The organism is Halopseudomonas phragmitis, assembly GCF_002056295.1.
Lineage (GTDB): Bacteria > Pseudomonadota > Gammaproteobacteria > Pseudomonadales > Pseudomonadaceae > Halopseudomonas > Halopseudomonas phragmitis.
Map to the genome: position 1 here is coordinate 3,304,175 of NZ_CP020100.1, position 20,218 is coordinate 3,324,392.

General features: G+C 62.4%; 19 protein-coding genes and 1 riboswitch. Of the genes, 1 reads left to right on the forward strand and 18 read right to left on the reverse strand.

From position 1 onward, the window contains the following. Positions 1–226 precede the first annotated feature (226 nt). The 18 genes from BVH74_RS15320 to BVH74_RS15405 all read right to left on the reverse strand — a co-directional run bounded on the left by BVH74_RS15320 (position 227) and on the right by BVH74_RS15405 (position 19,306). Positions 227–961, reverse strand: coding sequence for an adenosylcobinamide-GDP ribazoletransferase (locus BVH74_RS15320; protein WP_080050930.1), 735 nt, complete (start codon positions 959–961; stop codon positions 227–229). Then, complete coding sequence (locus BVH74_RS15325; RefSeq protein WP_080050931.1) at positions 949–1,527, reverse strand: histidine phosphatase family protein; 579 nt, start codon at positions 1,525–1,527, stop codon at positions 949–951. The genes BVH74_RS15320 and BVH74_RS15325 overlap by 13 nt, the downstream gene beginning before the upstream one ends. After that, the gene (gene cobT / locus BVH74_RS15330; RefSeq protein ID WP_080050932.1) at positions 1,524–2,579 is read right to left on the reverse strand and encodes a nicotinate-nucleotide--dimethylbenzimidazole phosphoribosyltransferase; all 1,056 of its coding nucleotides are present in this window, start codon (positions 2,577–2,579) and stop codon (positions 1,524–1,526) included. The genes BVH74_RS15325 and cobT overlap by 4 nt, the downstream gene beginning before the upstream one ends. Then, the gene (gene cobU, locus BVH74_RS15335) at positions 2,576–3,097 is read right to left on the reverse strand and encodes a bifunctional adenosylcobinamide kinase/adenosylcobinamide-phosphate guanylyltransferase (protein ID WP_080050933.1); all 522 of its coding nucleotides are present in this window, start codon (positions 3,095–3,097) and stop codon (positions 2,576–2,578) included. The genes cobT and cobU overlap by 4 nt, the downstream gene beginning before the upstream one ends. Further along, positions 3,094–4,551 (reverse strand): cobyric acid synthase, encoded by a 1,458-nt coding sequence (locus BVH74_RS15340; RefSeq protein ID WP_080050934.1) that lies wholly within the window; start codon positions 4,549–4,551, stop codon positions 3,094–3,096. The genes cobU and BVH74_RS15340 overlap by 4 nt, the downstream gene beginning before the upstream one ends. Next, complete coding sequence (gene cobD / locus BVH74_RS15345) at positions 4,548–5,570, reverse strand: threonine-phosphate decarboxylase CobD (protein ID WP_080050935.1); 1,023 nt, start codon at positions 5,568–5,570, stop codon at positions 4,548–4,550. The genes BVH74_RS15340 and cobD overlap by 4 nt, the downstream gene beginning before the upstream one ends. Continuing rightward, complete coding sequence (gene cbiB, locus BVH74_RS15350) at positions 5,563–6,471, reverse strand: adenosylcobinamide-phosphate synthase CbiB (RefSeq protein ID WP_080050936.1); 909 nt, start codon at positions 6,469–6,471, stop codon at positions 5,563–5,565. The genes cobD and cbiB overlap by 8 nt, the downstream gene beginning before the upstream one ends. Continuing rightward, a complete protein-coding gene (locus BVH74_RS15355) occupies positions 6,471–7,262 on the reverse strand; it encodes a cobalamin-binding protein (RefSeq protein WP_080050937.1) in 792 nt (263 codons plus the stop codon). The genes cbiB and BVH74_RS15355 overlap by 1 nt, the downstream gene beginning before the upstream one ends. After that, a complete protein-coding gene (bluB, locus tag BVH74_RS15360) occupies positions 7,259–7,909 on the reverse strand; it encodes a 5,6-dimethylbenzimidazole synthase (protein ID WP_080050938.1) in 651 nt (216 codons plus the stop codon). The genes BVH74_RS15355 and bluB overlap by 4 nt, the downstream gene beginning before the upstream one ends. Next, positions 7,906–9,198 (reverse strand): cobyrinic acid a,c-diamide synthase CobB, encoded by a 1,293-nt coding sequence (locus BVH74_RS15365; protein ID WP_080050939.1) that lies wholly within the window; start codon positions 9,196–9,198, stop codon positions 7,906–7,908. Before BVH74_RS15365 ends, bluB begins: the two co-directional genes overlap by 4 nt. Next, positions 9,195–9,806 carry a cob(I)yrinic acid a,c-diamide adenosyltransferase gene (cobO, locus tag BVH74_RS15370; RefSeq protein WP_080050940.1) on the reverse strand — a complete coding sequence of 204 codons (612 nt, stop codon included), beginning with the start codon at positions 9,804–9,806 and terminating at the stop codon, positions 9,195–9,197. Before cobO ends, BVH74_RS15365 begins: the two co-directional genes overlap by 4 nt. Then, positions 9,803–10,381, reverse strand: a complete 579-nt coding sequence (locus BVH74_RS15375; RefSeq protein WP_080050941.1) for a hypothetical protein — start codon at positions 10,379–10,381, stop codon at positions 9,803–9,805. Before BVH74_RS15375 ends, cobO begins: the two co-directional genes overlap by 4 nt. A 210-nt stretch (positions 10,382–10,591) precedes the next feature. Beyond that, entirely contained in the window at positions 10,592–12,409 is a 1,818-nt protein-coding gene (gene btuB, locus BVH74_RS15380; RefSeq protein WP_080050942.1) for a TonB-dependent vitamin B12 receptor, read from the reverse strand. A gap of 115 nt (positions 12,410–12,524) precedes the next feature. Continuing rightward, positions 12,525–12,768: riboswitch (cobalamin riboswitch) on the reverse strand. A gap of 66 nt (positions 12,769–12,834) precedes the next feature. Then, entirely contained in the window at positions 12,835–13,632 is a 798-nt protein-coding gene (locus tag BVH74_RS15385) for an ABC transporter ATP-binding protein (RefSeq protein ID WP_080050943.1), read from the reverse strand. A gap of 11 nt (positions 13,633–13,643) precedes the next feature. After that, complete coding sequence (gene ntrB / locus BVH74_RS15390; RefSeq protein WP_373279493.1) at positions 13,644–14,435, reverse strand: nitrate ABC transporter permease; 792 nt, start codon at positions 14,433–14,435, stop codon at positions 13,644–13,646. A gap of 95 nt (positions 14,436–14,530) precedes the next feature. Then, on the reverse strand, positions 14,531–15,865 hold the full coding sequence (locus BVH74_RS15395; RefSeq protein WP_080050945.1) for an ABC transporter substrate-binding protein: 1,335 nt from the start codon (positions 15,863–15,865) through the stop codon (positions 14,531–14,533). Positions 15,866–16,162: 297 nt separating this feature from the next. Next, positions 16,163–17,452, reverse strand: a complete 1,290-nt coding sequence (locus tag BVH74_RS15400; RefSeq protein WP_080050946.1) for a nitrate regulatory protein — start codon at positions 17,450–17,452, stop codon at positions 16,163–16,165. A 54-nt stretch (positions 17,453–17,506) separates the two neighbouring features. Next, the gene (locus tag BVH74_RS15405; RefSeq protein ID WP_080050947.1) at positions 17,507–19,306 is read right to left on the reverse strand and encodes an ABC transporter ATP-binding protein; all 1,800 of its coding nucleotides are present in this window, start codon (positions 19,304–19,306) and stop codon (positions 17,507–17,509) included. Between the two features lie 135 nt (positions 19,307–19,441). On the opposite strand from BVH74_RS15405, the gene BVH74_RS15410 reads away from it, so the two are divergent. Beyond that, positions 19,442–20,209, forward strand: a complete 768-nt coding sequence (locus tag BVH74_RS15410) for an ATP-binding cassette domain-containing protein (protein WP_080050948.1) — start codon at positions 19,442–19,444, stop codon at positions 20,207–20,209. Positions 20,210–20,218 lie beyond the last annotated feature (9 nt).

The following is a 20,218-nucleotide window of genomic DNA, read 5'->3' on the forward strand; positions in this document are numbered from 1 at the left end:
TAGGCGAGGCAGGCAAGACAAGGCAAAAACAGCCGAAAAAGCGCAGTTTACGTGGTGTAAATGAGCATTTTGAGGCTGTTTTTAACGCAGCATTGCCAACGCAGGTAGTTTTTCAGAGGTTCCATAGGTTCCTTGCCTGAAGTTAGGCGCCCTGTATGACAATGGGATGAAGATGAATGAGAAAAGTTCCGTTTTGCTAGTGTTTTTGGCAATAAAAACACGGCAATTACAAGCTAATCGCTATTGAGCACCCCACCAGTACCGTCACCTCAACCAGTTCCACCAAGGCTCCGGCGGTGTCGCCTGTGGTGCCGCCCACACGTTTGAGCAGCAGCGCCCTGCCCCAGGCCAAAAGCAGCAAGGTCAACAGCAGCCCGAGCAATGCCAGCCAGCCAAGCAGCAGCATGGCCAACGCATGCAGGATCAGCAGTGCCGGCAGGCTGCGCCTTGGCAAATGTTGACTGAGGATATGCCCCAGGCCGCCAGGGCGCACGTAGGGGGTGGTCAACAGCAGCAACGGCAGACACCAGCGGCCAAGCCAGGGCGCCAACAGCAGCACAGCCCAGGCCTCAGCGTCGATCAGGCTGATCAGTGCCGCCCACTTGAGCAGCAGGCACAGCACCAGGGTGATCACCCCAATGGGCCCGCAGGCCGGATCTTTCATGATCGCCAGGGTGCGTTCACGGTCGCCATAACCGCCTACCCAGGCATCAGCGCTGTCGGCCAGACCGTCCAGGTGCAGTCCGCCGCTGAGCCAGACCCAGAGCGCCAATAGCAACGCCCCCAGCAGCAACGGATTCAATCCGCCCAGCCCCCAGTACACAGCCGCCAGCAGCGCACCGATCAACAGCCCCACCAGCGGATACCAGAGCAGCGAACGGCCGTTTTCCTCGGCCGTGGGCAGGCCCGGCAGGCGAATCGGCAGCCGGGTCAGAAACTGCAGGGCGATCAGCAGGGGCATTCGTACAGGACTCCGCCAGGCTCGCAGCGCAGACGGCTGAGCTGGGCATGTTCGACCTGAACCTGCAGCAGCGCCTGGGGCGCCAGACCACGAGCCTTGGCCAGCAGCAAGCGCATGACGCCGCCATGGGTGACCAGCAGCAGATGCTGACCACTGCGCTGCTGTTGCAGGCCGGCCAAGATGCTCAGTACCCGTGATTCGAAGTCAGCCAGGGGCTCGGCGCCTGGGGGTGTGAAAGTATAGGGGTCATCCCAGAACCGACCCAGAGCATCAGCCTCATCCTGCATCAGCTCGGCCGCACTGCGGCCTTCCCAATCACCGAAGTGCAATTCGCGAAAGGCCGGTTCCAGCACCAGCGGCCGATTCAGTTGACGCGCCAGTTCAAAGGCAAAATCTGCGCAACGGCGCAGCGGCGAGCTGATCACCGCATCCCAGTCAGCCCTGCCGCAGGTGGCAGTCTGCATTTGCTGCCAGCCAGCGGTCGTCAGGTTGTCGTCGATGCTGCCGCGAAACCCGCCACCCAGCTCAGTCTGGCCGTGACGCAACAGATCCAGGGTCAGAGTCACCTTGCCCCTCCGGAAATCGCCGCTTCGCTAAAGGTCGCCATCTGGTTGTGCAGTGCACAGGCTGCCCGCAGCAGAGGTACCGCCAGCGCCGCGCCACTACCCTCGCCCAGGCGCATGCCCAGGCTCAGCAGCGGTTCGGCATCGAGCGCGGCGAGCACCGGACCATGCCCAGGTTCAGCCCCCTGATGACTGAACAGCAGCCAGTCCCGACAGGATGGGTTCATGCGGATCGCACACAAGGCCGCCACCGAACAGATGAATCCATCGACCAGAACCGGCACCCCAAACTGGCTGGCGGCAATAAAGGCGCCGACCAAAGCGGCAATTTCCAGCCCGCCAAGCCGGGTCAGGCAATCCAGCGGGGTACTGCAGGCCGGCAAATGCAGGGATAGCGCCTCGTTGACTATCCGCACCTTATTGGCAAGCCCCTGTGCGCCAAGCCCAGTGCCGGGGCCAACCAGCCGCTCAGCGGGCAGATCCAGCAAGGCGCAGGCCAGGGCACTGGCTGCGGTAGTGTTACCAATCCCCATTTCGCCACCGATGAACAGGTGCGCGCCCTCACCGGCCGCGCCCAGCAACACCTGTCGACCAGCCAGCAACGCCTGCTCGCACTGGGCCTCTGTCATAGCCGGCTGACAGCGCAGGTTGGCTGTGCCGGGCGCGATCGCCAGATGGCGGACACCGGGCAAGGGGTCAATCGGTACAGCCAGGCCCAGATCGATCAGTTCGAAGCTGGCTCCCAGTTCACGGGCCAACACATTGATTGCCGCGCCACCGGCGACGAAATTGCGCAGCATCTCGCCGGTTACCGACTGAGGAAAAGCCGAGACGCCTTCGGCCACGACCCCATGATCGGCGGCAAAAATGCTGATCCAGACACGATCAACCGAGGGATTGGGCTGGCCCTGCAAGGTTGCCAGCTCGATTGCCAGGGTTTCCAGTCGCCCCAACGAACCAGGCGGTTTGGTCAACTGAGCCTGACGGCTGCGAGCCTGCTCGGCGACCGGTTCATGGGACCGGGCAGCTGATTGACTCCACCAGAGCGCACTCATGTTTGGCCTCCCTTGAGGATCATTGGCAACCCGGCCACGCAGAAACTGACCCGCTCGCAACGTTGCGCCAGGTCCTGATGCAGCCAGCCGGCTTCATCGACATAGCGCCGACTCAACTCGCCCAGCGGCACAATCCCCATCCCGGTTTCATTACTGACCAGAATCACTTGCCCTGGCAGTTCGCTCAGACACTCCAGCAGCGCCTGGCGCTCGTGCTGAAGGCGTTGCGGATCGCTATCGAGCAGCAGGTTGGTCAGCCACAGGGTCAGACAGTCAACCAGCAGGCAGCGCTGCGAATCGGCCTCACGGCGCAGCACCCGTGCCAGAGCCAGAGGTTCCTCAACCAGTCCCCAATCAGTCGGCCGGCGTTCACGGTGCTGACGAATGCGTGCGGCCATCTCGGCATCATGCGCCTGACTGGTGGCGATATAGGTCACCGCCAGCCCCGAGGCTTGGGCGCGCTGCTCGGCGAGCCGGCTTTTGCCAGACCTTGCGCCACCTAAAATCAATTCAATCATTGAGTTATACCGCAAAGCTTGAGCAATTTATCTGTATCCAGATGCTGCTCGACCAAGTCCGCCAGGCGCTCAATATCACGTGCACGCAAGGCCGGATAATCCAGTGCCGCCGCCTGCTCCTGCCCGGCCCAGCGCAACAGCGCGGCACTGGCCTCTGGGTGTTCGAACAATCCATGCAGATAAGTGCCAGCAATCTGCCCGTCGTTACTCAGTGCACCATCGGCTTCGCCGCCGTCCAGCAGTGCAAATGGCTGGGCCAATGCCTTGCCATGGCTGCGTCCGGCGTGGATTTCATAGCCCTGAACCTCGGCCCGCTCCAGGCACAAGCGACCACGCACTCGGGTCAGGCGCTTCTCGGCTTCCAGCCGGGTACTGAAGTCCAGTACGCCCAGCCCGGCACTCGAACCAGCCTCGCCCTCCAGCCCCAACGGGTCATCCACCCACTCACCGAGCATCTGAAAGCCACCGCAGACCCCCAGCAACTTGCCGCCATAGCGCAGGTGGCGACGAATATCGGCATCCCAGCCCTGTTGTTCGAGAAACGCCAGATCACTGCGTACGCTCTTGGAACCAGGCAGAATGATCAAATCCGCTGGCGGCAATGACTGACCCGGACCAACGAATTGCAAATCGACCTGCGGATGCAGGCGCAGCGGATCAAAGTCGGTATGGTTGCTGATGCGCGGCAGCACCGGCACCACTATCTTCAAGGCATCCCCATGCTTGTCTGGCTGACGGGCATTGACCGCATCTTCCGCCTCGATATGCAGGTCATGCAGATAGGGTAATACGCCGAGTACCGGCTTGCCGGTGTGTTGCTCGAGCCAGTCCAGCCCTGGTTGCAGCAAGGCGATGTCACCGCGGAACCGGTTGATGACAAAGCCCTTGATCCGCGCCTGCTCACTGGCCGACAACAAGGCCAGGGTGCCGACCAGATGGGCGAAGACGCCGCCCTTGTCGATATCGGCAATCAGGATCACCGGGCAGTCGACCGCCTCGGCAAAGCCCATGTTGGCGATATCGCCGGCGCGCAGATTGATTTCCGCCGGCGAGCCGGCGCCTTCGACCAGCACGGTCTGATACTGCTGGCGCAGCCGCTGATGCGAGGCCAGCACCGCCTCCAGGGCGATGGGTTTGTAAGCGTGATAGGCCACGGCATCCATGCTGCCCACCGGGTGGCCATGAATGATCACCTGAGCGCCAATATCGGTATTGGGCTTGAGCAGCACCGGGTTCATGTCAGTGTGCGGCTCCAGTCCGGCGGCTTCGGCCTGCACCGCCTGGGCACGGCCAATCTCGCCGCCGTCGATGGTCACCGCTGCGTTCAGCGCCATGTTCTGCGGCTTGAACGGGGCCACGGCAACCCCCTGGCGTGTGAGCCAGCGGCACAGCGCGGTGACCAAGGTGCTTTTGCCGGCATCCGAGGTGGTGCCCTGGATCATCAAGGTGGTCATAACGCAGATTCCTCCTGAATCAACTGCGGTGCCGGCAGAGCTAGCCCTTGCAAGGCCTGCTCCAGCCGGCTCCAGCCCATTTCATTGCCGGGCAGGCCGATGCGCAGCGCTACCGGCTGACTGAACAGCCGGGTCAGAATACCTTGCCCGGCCAATGCCTGATGCAAGTCTGCGGCATCCGTGCGGCAAACCCACTGAAACAGTGCGCAACCACCGTCCGGCGTCAGGCCGCAGGCACTCAGCAACTGCTGCAAACGCTGGCCTTCACGCTGTAGCCGCCAGCGCCAGACCTGTTGGGTATCGCGCTCGGCCAGCACCTGCTGGGCAACAAAGCGTGCCGGACCATTCACCGTCCAAGGGCCCAGACGCTGGTTCAGACGCGCCAGCAGCGCGGTGTCGGACAGCACAAAGCCCAGGCGGGCACCGGCCAGGGCGAAGAACTTGCCCAGTGAACGCAATACGATCAGCCCCGGCCGTTCGCTATAGGGCGCCAGACTGTACTCGGGTTGCAGATCGGCAAAGGCCTCGTCGACCACCAGCCAGCCACCGCGCACGGCCAGCTCGGCCTGCCAGGCCAGCAGGATTGCAGGGGCCAGCAGGCGACCGGTAGGGTTGTTCGGGTTGACCAGCACCAGCACATCGCAATCATCCAGCGGCGGCAGGCCCTGCTCCCGTTCATCCCAGACCTGTACCTGATGCCCGGCCTGACGCCAGGCTTGGGCATGCTCGGCATAGCAGGGCCCGAGTACCCGCACCCGACAGGCCGGACGCAGGCTCGGCAAGGCCTGAATCGCCGCCTGCGAACCGGCTACCGGCAGCAGCGCAGGGGCTCGGTAGTAGTCACGGGCGATCGCCTCCAGGCCGTCATCCGGCTCCGGTAACCGACTCCAGCAACTGACCGGCACCGCCGGCAGCGGCCAGACCCAGGGCGCCAGCCCGGTGGACAGGTCCAACCAAGCGTCCAGAGCGATGCCGTATTGCCGTGCGGCCCGGCGCAGCCGCCCACCGTGCTCAAGCATAAGTCAGCCCCCAGACAATCAGGGCCAGCAACAACCACAGCGCCACACCCTGACGCACCAGCCACACGGCGCGGCCAATATCTGCGGCCATCGGTGGCCCGCCGGCGCCCAGCATGGGTTTGCCTTGCCATTGGCCGTGATAGCAGCCTCCGCCGCCCAGTTGCAGATTCAGCGCCCCGGCCCCGGCGGCCATGACCGGGCCAGCGTTGGGGCTGTCCCAGTGCGGCGCCTGGCGGCGCCAGCAGGCAAGCGCCTGACGGGTACACCCACAGAGTGCATAGGTCAGGGCCACCAGCCGCGCCGGCAGGTAGTTCAATACATCATCCAGGCGCGCCGCCGCCCAGCCAAACTGCCGGTAGCGCTGGTTGCGGTAGCCCCACATGGCATCCAGGGTATTGGCCAGGCGGTAGAGCACTACCCCCGGCGCGCCGAGCAGGGCAAACCAGAACAGCGCGGCGAATACCGCATCGCTGCCGTTTTCCAACACCGACTCGGTGGCCGCCCGGGCCACACCTTCGGCATCCAGTGCCGAGGTGTCGCGGCTGACGATATAGCCCACCCGCTCGCGGGCCAGCGGCAGATCGCCCGCAGCCAGTGCCTGGGCGATCGGCAGGGCATGTTCGCTGAGGCTGCGCAAACCAACCGCCAGATACAACGCCAGCACCGCCACCAGCCAGCCGATCCAGGGCAAGGCGGCCAGCGCGGCGGTCAGCAAGGTCAAGGGCACGACTGCCAGCAGCCAGGCCAGCACGCCGTGCCAGCGGCTGGCGGCAGGCCGGTTCAGCCATTGCTCAAGCCGCTTGGCCAGCCGGCCAAAACCGACCAGCGGATGCCAGCGTTTCGGCTCACCCAGGAGGTGGTCGAGCAGCACCCCGGCCAGCAGCAGCGGCGCCAGGCCCATCAGCGCTGGCTCCAGTCCCGGATCAGGCCATGCAATTGCGCCAGGCCGATGGTCAGCGCGGAGATGCCCGGCTGCAGGATATCCGGCGACTTGATCTCGAACAGCTGCCCGTCACGAACCGCCGGCACGGTCTCCCAGCCGGGCCGCGCAACCACCTGCTCGGGGCGGAAACGCTTGCCGCACCAGGAGCCGACAATGATCTGCGGGGCACGGCGTACCACGTCCTGCGGGTCGGTGATGTAACGCTGGCGGGCTCGCGGGAACTGGCTGAGTTCGGCAAAGCAGTCCTGGCCACCGGCAATCTCGATCAGCTCACTGACCCAGCGGATGCCACTGATCAGCGGCTCATTCCACTCCTCGAAGTATACCCGGGGGCGAGCCGGCAGTGACGCCGCCTGGGTCTGGACCTGCTCCAACCCCTGCCGCAACTCGGCCACCAGTTGCTCGGCGTGGGCATTGGCGTGCACCAGCGCACCCAGGGTCTCGATCATGCGGAAAATGCCAGCGATATCGCGCTGGTTGAACAGGTGCACCTCCAACCCTTCACGCGCCAACTCGGCGGCGATATCGGCCTGCAAATCGCAATAGCCGATCACCAGATCCGGCTTGAGTTCGAGGATTTTCTCGGTCTTGGCGCTGGTGAAGGCCGACACCTTGGGCTTTTCCTTGCGTGCCTGCGGCGGGTGCACGGTAAAGCCGGAAATGCCGGCGATACGCTCCTGCGCGCCGAGACGATAAAGCACTTCGGTGGTTTCGGTAGACAGGCAGACGATGCGTTGCGGACCCTTCATGGTGATTCTCCCCAGTGATCGGTATACAGCAGCTCGGCCAGCGGGCGTGGTGCAGCCCAGCCTTGTTCGACCAGCATCGGCTGGTCATAGAAGGCCGTGACCGGGCCCAGGCACAAGATCGCGACCGGCTCGGCGCCGGCCGGCAAACCCAGCAACTCGGCCACGGCCTGCGGGTCGAACAGCGATACCCAGCCTAGCCCCAGCCCCTCGGCACGGGCCGCCAGCCACAGATTCTGGATGGCACAGGCCAGCGAGGCCAGATCCATCTGCGGCAGGGTGCGGCGGCCAAACACATGGGCCTCACGGCCTTCCGGCAGTGCCGCGACAAGCAATTCAGCGCAGTCGCGGATACCTTCAACCTTGAGCTGCATGAAGACGGCACTGCGCTCACCCAGCGCCTCGGCGGTACGCAGCCGTTCCTGTTCGACCAGACGGTGCAACTGCTGGCGTAGCGCCGGCCGGGTGATGCGAATAAAACGCCAGGGCTGCATCAACCCCACGCTGGGTGCCTGATGCGCCGCTTCAAGCAACTGCGCCAGCAGCTCGGGAGCAACCTCACCACCACTGAAATGGCGCATGTCACGGCGCTCACGGATCACCCGGTAAATGGCCGCGCGCTCCGCATCGCTGTAGCGCGGACTGCTCATGGCGCAAACAGCGCCGCAGCCGCCTGCGGGTTACCCGGCAGATAGCAATGAATGTAGGACGCCGTCAGCCGGCCCAGACGCCAGACCGCCTCGCTGGTGCGCTTGTAGTTCGGGCACTCGCCACGCACCAGCGGCTCCAGCGCACACTCGATCGCCGAATGGTGATAGGTATGCCCGCGCAGCGCCCCTTCCGGCAACACCACTTCCTGCAGGGCCAGCGCGGTCAGGCGCGGCTGCATGGTCGCCGTCGCCGGCAGCAGGCCGAGCATCTCGCCGCTATGGCCCTGTACATCGGTCAGACGCTGACACAGATAGAGCATGCCGCCGCATTCGGCGTGAATCGGCTTGCCGGCGGCATGGTGGGCCCGGATAGCCGCCGCCATCGCCGTATTGCCGGCCAACTGATCCAGATGCAGTTCGGGATAACCACCGGGCAGATACAGGCTATCGACCGCCGGCAGGGCGCTATCGGCCAGTGGCGAAAAGAAACACAGCTTGGCACCCAGCGCTTCAAGCAGATCAAGGTTGGCCTGGTAGATGAAGGCAAAGGCCGCATCCCGGGCAACGCCAATGCGCACACCGGCCAGCAAGGGTGGCAATTGCTGGGCATCCACCGGGGCAAAACTCACGGCCGGGGGCAGCCGGGTGTCGGCGCTGGCGGCCAAGGCATCGGCGGCGGCATCCAGCCGGGCATCCAGATCAGCCAGCTCCGCCGCCTGCACCAGCCCCAGGTGTCGGCTTGGCAGCTCCACCGCGGCATCACGGGTCAGGGCACCAAACCAGGCGATGCCGGCGGGCAAACAGTCACGCAGCATCTCGCCATGGCGGGCACTGCCGACCTTGTTGGCCAGTACCCCGGCAAACGGCAGATCGGGCTGATAGCTGGCCAGCCCGTGGGCCATGGCACCGAAGGTCTGGGCCATGCCCGAACCGTCGATCACCGCCAGTACCGGTACGCCGAAATGCCGGGCCAGATCAGCCGCCGAGGGGGTGCCATCGAACAGCCCCATCACCCCTTCGATCAGGATCAGGTCATTGTCGCGTGCGGCCTCGGCCAGCAGGCGCTTGCTTTGCGCTTCGCCAATCATCCACAGATCAATCTGATGCACCGGCTGGCCGCTGGCCCGAGCCAGAATCATCGGATCGAGGAAGTCCGGCCCGCATTTGAACACCCGCACCCGCCGGCCCTGGCGGCTGTGCAAGCGCGCCAGTGCGGCGGTGACGGTGGTCTTGCCCTGCCCCGAGGCCGGGGCGGCGATCAATACGGCTGGACACTCAAGCTGACTCAAAACTCTACCCCCTTCTGCGCCTTGATACCGGCCTTGAAGGCATGCTTGACCATGCCCATCTCGGTTACCGTATCGGCCACCTCCAGCATCGCCGCCGGAGCCCCGCGACCGGTCACCACCACATGCTGGTGAGGCGGTCGGCCAGCGATATCCGCCAGCACCTTATCCAGCTCCAGATACTGGTATTTGAGCGCGATATTCAGCTCATCGAGAATCACCAGCGCTACCGCCGGGTCGCGCATCAGCTCGACAGCCACCGCCCAGGCCGCCTGGGCCTTGGCGATATCGTCCTGACGGTCCTGGGTTTCCCAGGTAAAGCCAGCACCCATCACGTGATAGCGCACCTGCTCGGGGAAACGGCGGAAGAACGCCTCTTCGCCGGTGCTGCTGGCCCCCTTGATGAACTGCACGATGCCCACCTGCATGTCGTGCCCCAGGGCACGAGCGGCCATACCGAAGGCCGAGCTGCTTTTGCCCTTGCCGTTGCCGCTGAGCACCAGCAGCAAGCCGCGTTCGTCCTGCGCTGCGGCGATCTTTTCATCGACTACCGCTTTCTTGCGCTGCATGCGCTGGCGGTGACGCTGATCGCGCTCGCTCGGCTCGCTCATGCCTTGCGCCCCTGACCCAACAGCCCTTGCTGAGCCAACAGACGCAACACCACATACACGGCGCAGGCCGCCGCCACGTACATAACCAGCGTGCTCAGGTATTGCGGGTAATAAGTAGCGATCCGTTCAAGCATGCCGGTAAAGGTCGGGGCTTCGTAACGCCCGGAGAAAAAGTAAAACCCACCACTGGAAAACAAACTGCAGATCAACGCACCAGTGGCCACCGTTGGGGCCAGGATCAGCAGAGTTGCCGGGTGGTCACGGTGCCAACCCGCGTACAAACGGCCGGCAAACCACAGGCTGCCATAGGCGGGCAGCAAGGCCCAATAGGCGATGGTCATGCAGTGATGGCCGGCGTTGGTCCAGCCGACACTGAGCACGTCCATGACCACAGCCTGCAGAAACAGCAGCGGAAACGCCCAGCGCGGACGCAAAAACACCCCAGCCAGGAAAAATACCGCCCAGGAAGCGCTGGGCAAGTTGACCACACTGAAGTGACTGCCACGGGTCATGGCCATCAACAACACCAGTACGGCGCCAACAGCCAGTTGGCTGCGTTTGGATAGTACGATCATGTCATCCTCCTTGGATGGGTGTAGATATTTGGTTCAACTGCTGCCATTACGTCTTCCCGCTAGTCCGTCATGACGGGGCTCGTGTACCAGGGCGATCCCCCCGCTACGCCGTCATTGCGAGCCGCGTAGCGGCGTGGCAATCCATGCTCAGGCCCCGCCACCAAGGCACATGGATTGCCACGGGCCTGCGGCCCTCGCAATGAAGAGTCCTTACAGCATCTGGTAGCGCACAGTCAGATAGCCGGCCCGGCCCTGCTGCTGATAGCTGGCAGCGGTTTCGTAGTCGGTATCGAACAGGTTGCTGATCCGTGCCTGAACTCGCCACTGCTGGCTGAACCAGTACTCGGCGCGCAGGTCGACGGTGTTGTAGCCATGCAGGTCGGTAGTATTGGCGGCGTTGTCCCAGCGCCGGCCTTCGGCGTGCAGGCTGGCGCCGACGCCTATCCGGCCAAAGCGGCGGTCGACATCCAGGTTGAACAGTTGCTCGGCGCGGCGGGCCAGCAGGTCGCCCTGGTTGGCACGCTTGGAGCGGTTGGACGGGTCCTGCAGGGTCAGGTTGCTGGCTACATCCCAGCCCCACCAATGGCCGGCCAGTTCCAGTTCGATACCCTTGATCACCGCCTTGTCGACGTTCTCTGCCAACCAGACGCCGCCACCCAGGTTGACGCTGGCGATCAGGTCTTCGACCTCGTTGCGGAAGACATTGACGGCCCAGGTGCCCCAGTCATGCTGACCACGCAGCCCCAGTTCATAATTGCGTGAGGTCTCTTCCTTGATATCGGGGTTGCCGAAGCCGGGGAAGTACAGCTGATTGAAGGTCGGTGCCTTGAATGCGGTGCCGTAGCTACCGACCAGTTGCAGGCTGTCCGTCAGGCTGATGCCGTAGCCGATGTTGCCGGTGGTGTGATCGCCGTGCTGCTGGTTGTCATCATGGCGCAGGCCAAGCTGCCATTCATGGATGCCACGTTGGCCCAGATACTGGGCGTAATAACCCTTGTTAGTGCGCCGGCCCTTGCTGTAGTCGGTGCTGCTGCTGACCTCATCGATCAGATGGTCATAGCCGAGGGTCAGCACCTGGCCCGGCGCCAGATCGATATCGTTCTGCCAGCCAAAGCTGTCGCGGCGGGTGTCGAAGCGGCTGGTAAAATTGCTGCCGTTGAAGTTGTCGCTCTTGTCTTCGCTACGTGCAGCCTGCAGGGTCACGCGCCACGGATCAAGCGGTGCAAACCGGGCATTGAGGCCATGGGTCTTGAGCACCGAATCGGAGTTGGCCTTGAAGCCGGAGTCGAAGTCATTGCTGGAGTGGGTTTCCAGTACATGGCCATCGATCTCCAGGCCGTTGGCAAAGCGATAGCCTGCCTTGAGGTTGGCCGAGAGCTCGCGATAGCCATCATTGTCCGGATCGCCACGGCCCGGACGCGCATCAATGCCCCGGGTCGACAGACTGCTGACACCCAGGTTGTACCAGGCGTTTCCGAAACCGCCAGCGACCCCGGCACTGCCGGCCAGATGATTGCGACTGCCGGTGGTCACCGATGCCCAGGGCTTGGGATCGCCCTTGCTGCCCTGGCGGGTGAAAATCTGAATCACCCCTCCGATGGCTTCCGAGCCGTAGAGGCTGGACCGCGGACCACGGACAATCTCGATCCGCTCGATCTGCTCCATCGGCAAATTTTGCAGCGCAGCATTGCCGCTGGTGACCGAGCCAATGCGCACGCCATCGATCAGCACCAGTACATGGTCACTGTTGGTGCCGCGAATACCGATGCTGCTGGACTTGCCCGGCCCGCCGTTGTTGACGATGCTGACGCTCGGCGTGCGGCGCAGCAGATCCAGTGCGTCGGTAGCTTGCAGGCGTTCGATATCGGCCCGATCAATCACCGTGACCGCAGCCAGGTTGGCGGCAATCGATTGGTTGGTACGGGTTGCAGTAACCACCTGGCTGTCCAGGTGCAGGGATTGGGCATGGGAAAGGCAGGCGCTGGCCATCAGGGCCAGTGCCAGCGGCGTGCGCGGCAACATCTTCATCTGTTCGCTCCGTCGTACTCACCCGTACGACATTGAGTAGCTGGGTACACGCGGCGAAGCGAACAGGCAGACAGCCAGACGAACAGAGGCCATACACCCGCAGAGCCCGCCGCACTGCTGTGACATGCATCAGGCCGGTCTCCGGGCTCACGAGCGGACAGTGTCCGATGATCCGACCTTCCCGTGCGTACACAGTGGTCATGGGGGATCATCTGCCGCGTCACACCCCTATGGGTGGCGGGCACTCGTTTACCGTTGCGGGGGCAGCGCCGGAATTGTTCCGTATCAAGGAACGCACCGGCTTCCCAGTTTCACCCTTAAGGCCATTGGCCAGGGGCACCTGAAGCGAGGCGAAGGTTAGAAGTTTTGCCCTGGGGCGTCAATGAAAAAAGGGGGAGCAAAATGTCGCAGCGCCCCCCTGCACATCAGGCCGTGGCCTTTTTGCGTTGTTTCTCATAGAGAAACCGCAAAACTGCCTGGCGGTACTGGTTGTACTTGGGGTCCTCGGCCAAGGCGATGCGATCACGCGGGCGCGGCAGGTCGATGTCGAGAATCTCGCCGATGGCCGCCGACGGACCGTTGGTCATCATCACGATGCGATCGGACAACAATACTGCCTCGTCAACATCGTGGGTGATCATGATCACGGTATTGTGCAGTTCGGCCTGGATACGCATTACCTCGTCCTGCAGGTGCGCACGGGTCAGGGCATCCAAAGCGCCGAACGGCTCGTCGAGCAGTAGCACCTTAGGCTGCATGGCCAGCGCCCGGGCGATCCCGACCCGCTGTTTCATACCACCGGAAATCTCGCCAGGGCGTTTATCCAGCGCATGGCCCATATGCACCATGTTCAGGTTGTGACGAATCCATGCGTCACGTTCACTGCGGCTCTTGCTGCGACCGAAGACCTTGTCGACGGCAATCTGCACGTTCTCGTAGACGGTCAGCCAGGGCAGTAGCGAGTGGTTCTGAAACACCAGGCTGCGATCCGGACCGGGCCCGCTGACTTCCTTGCCGTCCAGAATCACCACGCCACTGCTGGCATCCAGCAGACCTGCGACGATGTTCAGCACTGTGGATTTACCGCAGCCGGAGTGACCAATGATGGAAATGTATTGCCCGCGCTCGACCTGCAGGTTGATATCGCTCAGCACCTGACTGGTCACGCCGCCACGGCTGAAGCTTTTGAACACCTTTTCGATACTCAGATAGGACTTGCTCATGATGATGCTCCTCAGCCTTCGCTGGTGCCGCGAGTGACCAGCCGGCCAGCCCAGGCCACCAGACGGTCGAGAATGAAGCCGACGATGCCGACGTAGAGCAGGGCCAGGACGATGTCACTGATCAGCGAAGCATTCCAGGCATCCCAGATGAAGAAGCCGATCCCTACCCCGCCGACCAGCATCTCGGCGGCGACGATCGCCAGCCAGGACAGGCCGACCCCGATGCGCAGCCCGGAGAAGATATAGGGCGCGGCCGCCGGCAGCATGATTTTGACGAAGTACTCGATGCCGTTCAGACGCAGCACCCTGGCGACATTGCGGTAGTCTTCAGGAATGTTGCGGATGCCCACCGAGGTATTGATGATGATCGGCCAGATCGCGGTGATGAAGATGACGAAGATCGCCGACGGATTACTGTCCTGAAAGCCGGCCAGCGACAGCGGCAGCCAGGCCAGCGGCGGCACCGTGCGCAGTACCTGGAAAATCGGATCAAGCCCGCGCATGGCCCAGGTCGACTGCCCTACCAGCACGCCCAGCCCCACCCCGGCCACTACCGCCAGGGCATAGCCGTAGGCGACCCGCTCCAGGCTGGCAAGAATCTGCCAGGCCATGCCGACATCGTTCCCACCATTGTCATAGAACGGATTGGCGATCAGTTCCCAGGTATCGCTGAACACTTGGGTAGGAGGGGGTAAGGCGCTCGCCGGGCTGGAGCAAAGCATTTCCCAGACCAGCAGGAACAGCAGGGTAATTGCTATCGGTGGTAACAGGTTGTGCAACCCGACTCGGCCAAGCCGGGCCATCCAGGCTGGTACCCGGGAAGCCGTTGATAGCGGTGCAGCACTCTCTGCTTCAATCTTGACGTTGGCATTCATGGGTCATTCTCCTTGCGACAGACTCAGGCCAGCGCTTTGATCGCCAGACTGTCGAGGTATGCCTGGGGGTTTTCAGGATCGAATACGGTGCCATCAAAGAAGGTCTCAACGCCGCGCGAGGTGGACGTCGGGATCTGTTCGGCCGGCACCCCCAGATCAGCGGCAGCTGCACGCCAGAGGTCTTCACGGTTAACCTGTTCGATCAGAGCATGACTATCGAAGTCGGCTGGCAAGTACCCCCAACGAATATCTTCGGTCAGGAACCACAGGTCATGGCTCTTGAACGGATAGGAGGCGAAGTCGTTCCAGTAGCGCATCTGGTGCGGACTGTTTTCCACCACGCGACCAGTGCCATAGTTGAAATTGCCCTTCATGCGCTCGACCACATCATTGAAAGGAGCGTTGATCCAGCGGCGTTTGGCACAAATACGTGCAACTTCCTCGCGGTTGGCTGGGTCTTCGCAATACATCTGCGCCTCCATCACTGCCTTGAGCAGTGCGCGGGTCGCATTGGGGTTGGCTTCAACCCAGTCGGCGCGCATCCCCAGCGCCTTTTCCGGATGGTTGTGCCACAACTCGCTGGTGGTCAGTGCCGTATAGCCGATCTTCTGGTTGATCAGTTGTTCGTTCCACGGCTCACAGACACAGAAAGTATCCATGCTGCCGACCTTCATGTTGGCAACCATCTGCGCCGGCGGCACCACTATGGTCGAGATGTCGCGATTGGGGTCGATGCCTCCGGCGGCCAGCCAATAGCGAATCCACAAGTCATGGGTTCCACCGGGAAAGGTCATGGCGGCATTGACTTGCTTGCCACTGGCCTTTTTCGCTGCCAGTGCGGCCTTGAACGGAGTACTGTCTACCCCAAGCTTGAGGTCGATATATTCCTGCCCAACTGAAATGCACTGCCCTCCCAGATTCAGACGGGCCAGAATCACCATAGGCACCGGCACATTGTTCGGCGTCATGGCCCCCGAGGCGATCAGATAGGGCATTGGTGTGAGGATATGCGCACCATCGATCCCGTTACGCGCAGAACCCAGTACCAGATTGTCGCGGGTGGTACCCCAGGATGACTGCTTCAACACCTCGACGCCGGTCATGCCGTGCTTAGCGAAAAAGCCCTTTTCATCAGCGACGAACAGCGGCGCCGCATCCGTCAGAGCAATAAACCCCAGCTTGGCTCGGGTGGTTTCCGGCGCATCGCTGCCTGCGGCCCAGGCCGCCGAGCGCAGGCCCGGGGCCATGCCGCCGAGTAACGCGGCGCCACCAACGGCGGCAATAGAATATTTGAGAAAGTCACGGCGCTTGAGATTGACGCTGGCCTGGCTGGTTGGCTTGATCGGTTTGTCGTCCATTGCACATTCCCCTGAAAAGCACGCATAAAAAACGGCGCCCCCTCGCACCTGGCCCTATGGCCGAGGTGGAGGTGGACGCCGTTGCCCTTAGTCAATTGTGTAGAGGTCTAATGGTCTTGACCTGACGGTCTCAAAGCAGGTTGCGTGCCAGTTAACGGTTAGCTCAGAAAAACTCTCGACAGTTTAAAGACTTATCAACCCTGGCCAAGTGCCGGCAATATGCCCTGACTCCAACCTACGCACTCTAAGAGAGCGCCGGCAGGGCAAATGCGCAACCAGCGTGCAAAAATGCCTCGCTTATCCGGCCTTCACCCGCGTGCTGGCGTTTGGCATAAGATCCGCCAGGCTGAGCACTGCCTGAGCCACATCAGCCAGCCGCTGACTCCGCTCCATGGCAGCATTTTGAAGTATCCGGTAGGACGCTTCCTCATCAAGCCCATGACGCGACATCAACACCCCCTTGGCCCGCTCAATCAACTTGCGCTCATTCAACGAGCTGCGAGCGTTATCCAGCTCCTCAGCCAGCATCTGCAAACGCTGATTCTGTTCGTGCAAAAGATCCAGCACCGAGCGATTGAGCTGCTGGCCCATGGTGTCGCCCGGAGCACCATCCAGTTCAGTGGCCTGCACGTTGAATAACCGGGTCCCTGGTGGGTCGCTGGCATCATCAAACTGATCAAGCCGCTCAAGCAGACAACGGTGATTATCAAGATCAGCCTGGGCCTGGCGGATTTTCTGCTGACACAGTTGCTGCAATCTCTCGGTCAACAGGTCTTCAACCTGCTTCATGGCATCGATACGGCGGGTCGTCAGTTCAAACCAGGGCTCACCCAGACTGACCTCCAGCGGCTGCCCCGGCAGACTGCGCGCGGCGACCAGGCGCAAGCGGGCAATTTCAGCTTCGACCGGATCGGTGCAGAGCTGATGCCAGGCATTGAGCGCGGGCTTGTCGGCATAGTCGCAAAAGATCGCGAAGCAGCGCTGCTGGCCCTCGCCCAGATACTGCAGGCGTTCGAGCTGTTCCAGATCGAACAGCCCCGAGGCGAAACCTGCAACTCCGGTGGCTCGTTCCAGCCCCGCCAACTCCTTACCCTGCATGAAATTGAACAGCGCCACCAGGCAACGTGTGATATCCGGATCGACGGAGGTATCGGCCGCCTCGAACACGACCGCCAGCAGCCCGCCAATCACCCGGGTAAAAGCCCGGGTAGACTCCTGAGGACTCAGGGCCTGATCGCGCACCCGACGGCGCAGACAGGCCAGCCCGTCAAGTCCGTGCAGTACCAGGGCAATACGGTTGAACAGACGGGCCTTGTCGGCTCCGCGTCCGGTCTCCGGGTCCATGCGATTGAAGCCTCGCCGCACCGACTGCTCAAGTCCACGGCTGTCGCTGGTCAACTGATCCAGCGGCTGGCGGAAGCGCTCTGCCCGAGCGCTGAGATACATATTGGAAAAACCGCGCTCACGCTGGAGCGCATGCACCAGCCGGCTGATGCCGCCGACCAGCTCACAGGTCAGCTCCAGCGCGATCAGCCCCTGCATTTCGCTGCGCCGGGCTGCCAGCATGAACCCCAATACCGTCGCCATGTGCTTGCTCCCCTACCGTCGGGCTTTGAACAAGCACCAGCAATAGCCGTGCCATCAGGCCATGATCGGGTCGTCCTCGCGGGCCATCCCGGTCTGCACCCGCCATTGAGCCGCGTAGAATCCATCCCTGGCCAGCAGTTCGGCATGGCGTCCACATTCGGCCACCCGGCCCTGCTCAATCACTGCGATCTGGTCTGCGTGCACTATGGTGGACAGCCTGTGGGCGATCATGATCACTGTGCGGTCATGGGCGATGCGCCGCAATGAACGCTGAATCGCAGCCTCGGTCTCGTTGTCGACCGCGCTGGTGGCCTCGTCCAGCACCAGGATCGGCGGGTTCTTCAACAGTGCCCGGGCCAGTGACAGACGCTGGCGCTGGCCACCTGACAGCCGCACGCCGCGCTCACCGACCGGGGTGTCGAGCCCCTGTGGCAAGGCCTCGATAAACGCCCAGGCTTCGGCCTGACGGGCGGCGCTGACAATCTCCTCATCACTGGCATTGGGCCTGCCGTAGGCGATGTTGTCACGAATACTGCCCTCAAACAGATACACATCCTGGCTGACCAGCCCCACCGCTTGGCGCAGTGAACGCAGGCTGATCGCAGTCACCGGCTGGCCATCGATCAATACCTGGCCGCTCTGAGGGTCCTGAAAACGCAGCAGCAGCTTGATCAGGGTCGATTTGCCCGAGCCGGTAGCCCCGACCAGTGCCAGGGTGTGCCCAGCAGGAACCTTCAGATCGATCCCGTGAATGCCGCTGTTAGAGTTCGGATACTGGAATGCCAGTTGCTGGAAATGCACCTCGCCACGCACCGGCTGGGCCAGATCAGGATTACCTTGGTCAGCCACCTGCACCGGTTCTTCCAGCAGGCCGAGAATCCGCCGGGTGCTGGCCATGGCCCGTTCGAACAGATCGATCACCTCGGCCAGTCCTGTCAGCGGCCACAACAGTCGCTGGGTCAGGAACACTAGTACACCGTATGCACCGATGTTCAGATCGCCACTCAGTGCCTGCATGCCACCGATGGTGAAGGTGGCCAAAAAGCCGGTCAGCACCGCCATGCGGATCACCGGTATGAATGCCGAACTGACCCTGATGGCCTTACGATTGGCTTCAACATAGGCCTCACTGGCCTGGCGCAAACGTTCGGCCTCGCGGGCCTCGGCGGTGAAGCTCTTGATCGTGGCGATACCGTTCAGGTTGTTGCTCAGCCGACTGGCGATCTCCCCTACCCGCTCACGCACCTCGCCGTACAGCGGACCAGCCTTGCGCTGAAAGTAGAAACCACCCCAGATGATCAGAGGAATCGGGGTAAAGGCCAGCAGAGCAATCAGCGGCGAGATGAAGAAGAACACCGCGCCGACTGCCACCACGGTTACCCCAACCTGAATCATGGCGTTGGCTCCGCCATCAAGAAACCGCTCAAGCTGGTTGACGTCGTCGTTCAGGGTGGCAACCAGATGCCCGGAGCTGCGCGACTCGAAGAAGCTCATATCCAGCCGCTGGGCATGCTCATAGGCATCCTGGCGCAGATCCGATTGCAGCCGCTGGGCCAGGTTGCGCCAGAGAACCTGATAGAGGTACTCGAAAATCGACTCACCAGCCCAGATCACGAAGGTCAACACCCCGAGTGCGATGATCTGCTCCTGCGGGGTAGTGAACCCCAGTCGGGCAACGAAGCTGCGCTCCTGGTTGACCACCACGTCGATAGCCACACCGATCAGAATTTCCGGAGCAATATCGAACAGTTTGTTGATTACTGAACAGGTGGCAGCGGCGATGATCCGCCGGCGGTATCCGCGGGCATAGCGCAACAGGCGTACCAGTGCGCTGAAGCTGTTGGTTTGATTCATTGGTTGACATCCGTGATTGGGGTGGCCGCGCGCACGCGCGTCAGGCGGCACATCCTACCTTTAAACAAATTGATAATCATTATTGTTTTATTTAACCTTGCGCAGATTAATTGAATCACTCTGCGGAGTCCTTCCATGTTCAGCCTCAACGCTGCCAGTTATCAGGTCAATGGCAAAACGCTGTTGCAGCCACTCAGTCTGGAGTTGGCTCAGGGCCAGGTTCATGGGCTGATCGGTCACAACGGTTCGGGCAAATCTACCCTGCTGAAACTACTGGCGCGCCAGTATAGCCCCAGCAGTGGTCAGGCTTGCTTCGATCAGCGCCCATTACCTGCCTGGGGGGCACGGGCCTTTGCCCGCGAGGTTGCCTATCTGCCCCAGCACCTGCCCAGCGCCGAGAACCTGACTGGGCGTGAGCTGGTCGAGTTTGGCCGTTACCCCTGGCGTGGCCTGCTCGGACGTCTGACCCGCGATGACCAGCAGCAGATCGACCGGGCTCTGGAACTGACCGATACCCAGGCCTTCGCCACCCGCATGGTCGACACCTTGTCTGGCGGTGAGCGTCAGCGCCTGTGGCTTGCCATGCTGCTGGCCCAGGGGAGCCGCTTCCTGCTACTCGACGAGCCACTGGCGGCGCTGGATATCGCTCACCAGGTCGAGGTCATGAGCCTGGTCACAGGGCTCAGCCGCGAACTGGGGCTGGGTCTGGTCATCGTGCTGCATGACATCAATATCGCCGCCCGCTTCTGCGACAACCTGATCGCCCTGCACAGCGGCCAACTGCTGGCCCAGGGGCATCCCGAGCAGTTGATGGATCACGATACCCTGCAGGATATCTACGGCATCAGCATGCAAGTCATCCCCCATCCCAGTGCCAACCACCTGGTCGCCCTGGCCCACTGACAGTTCCTC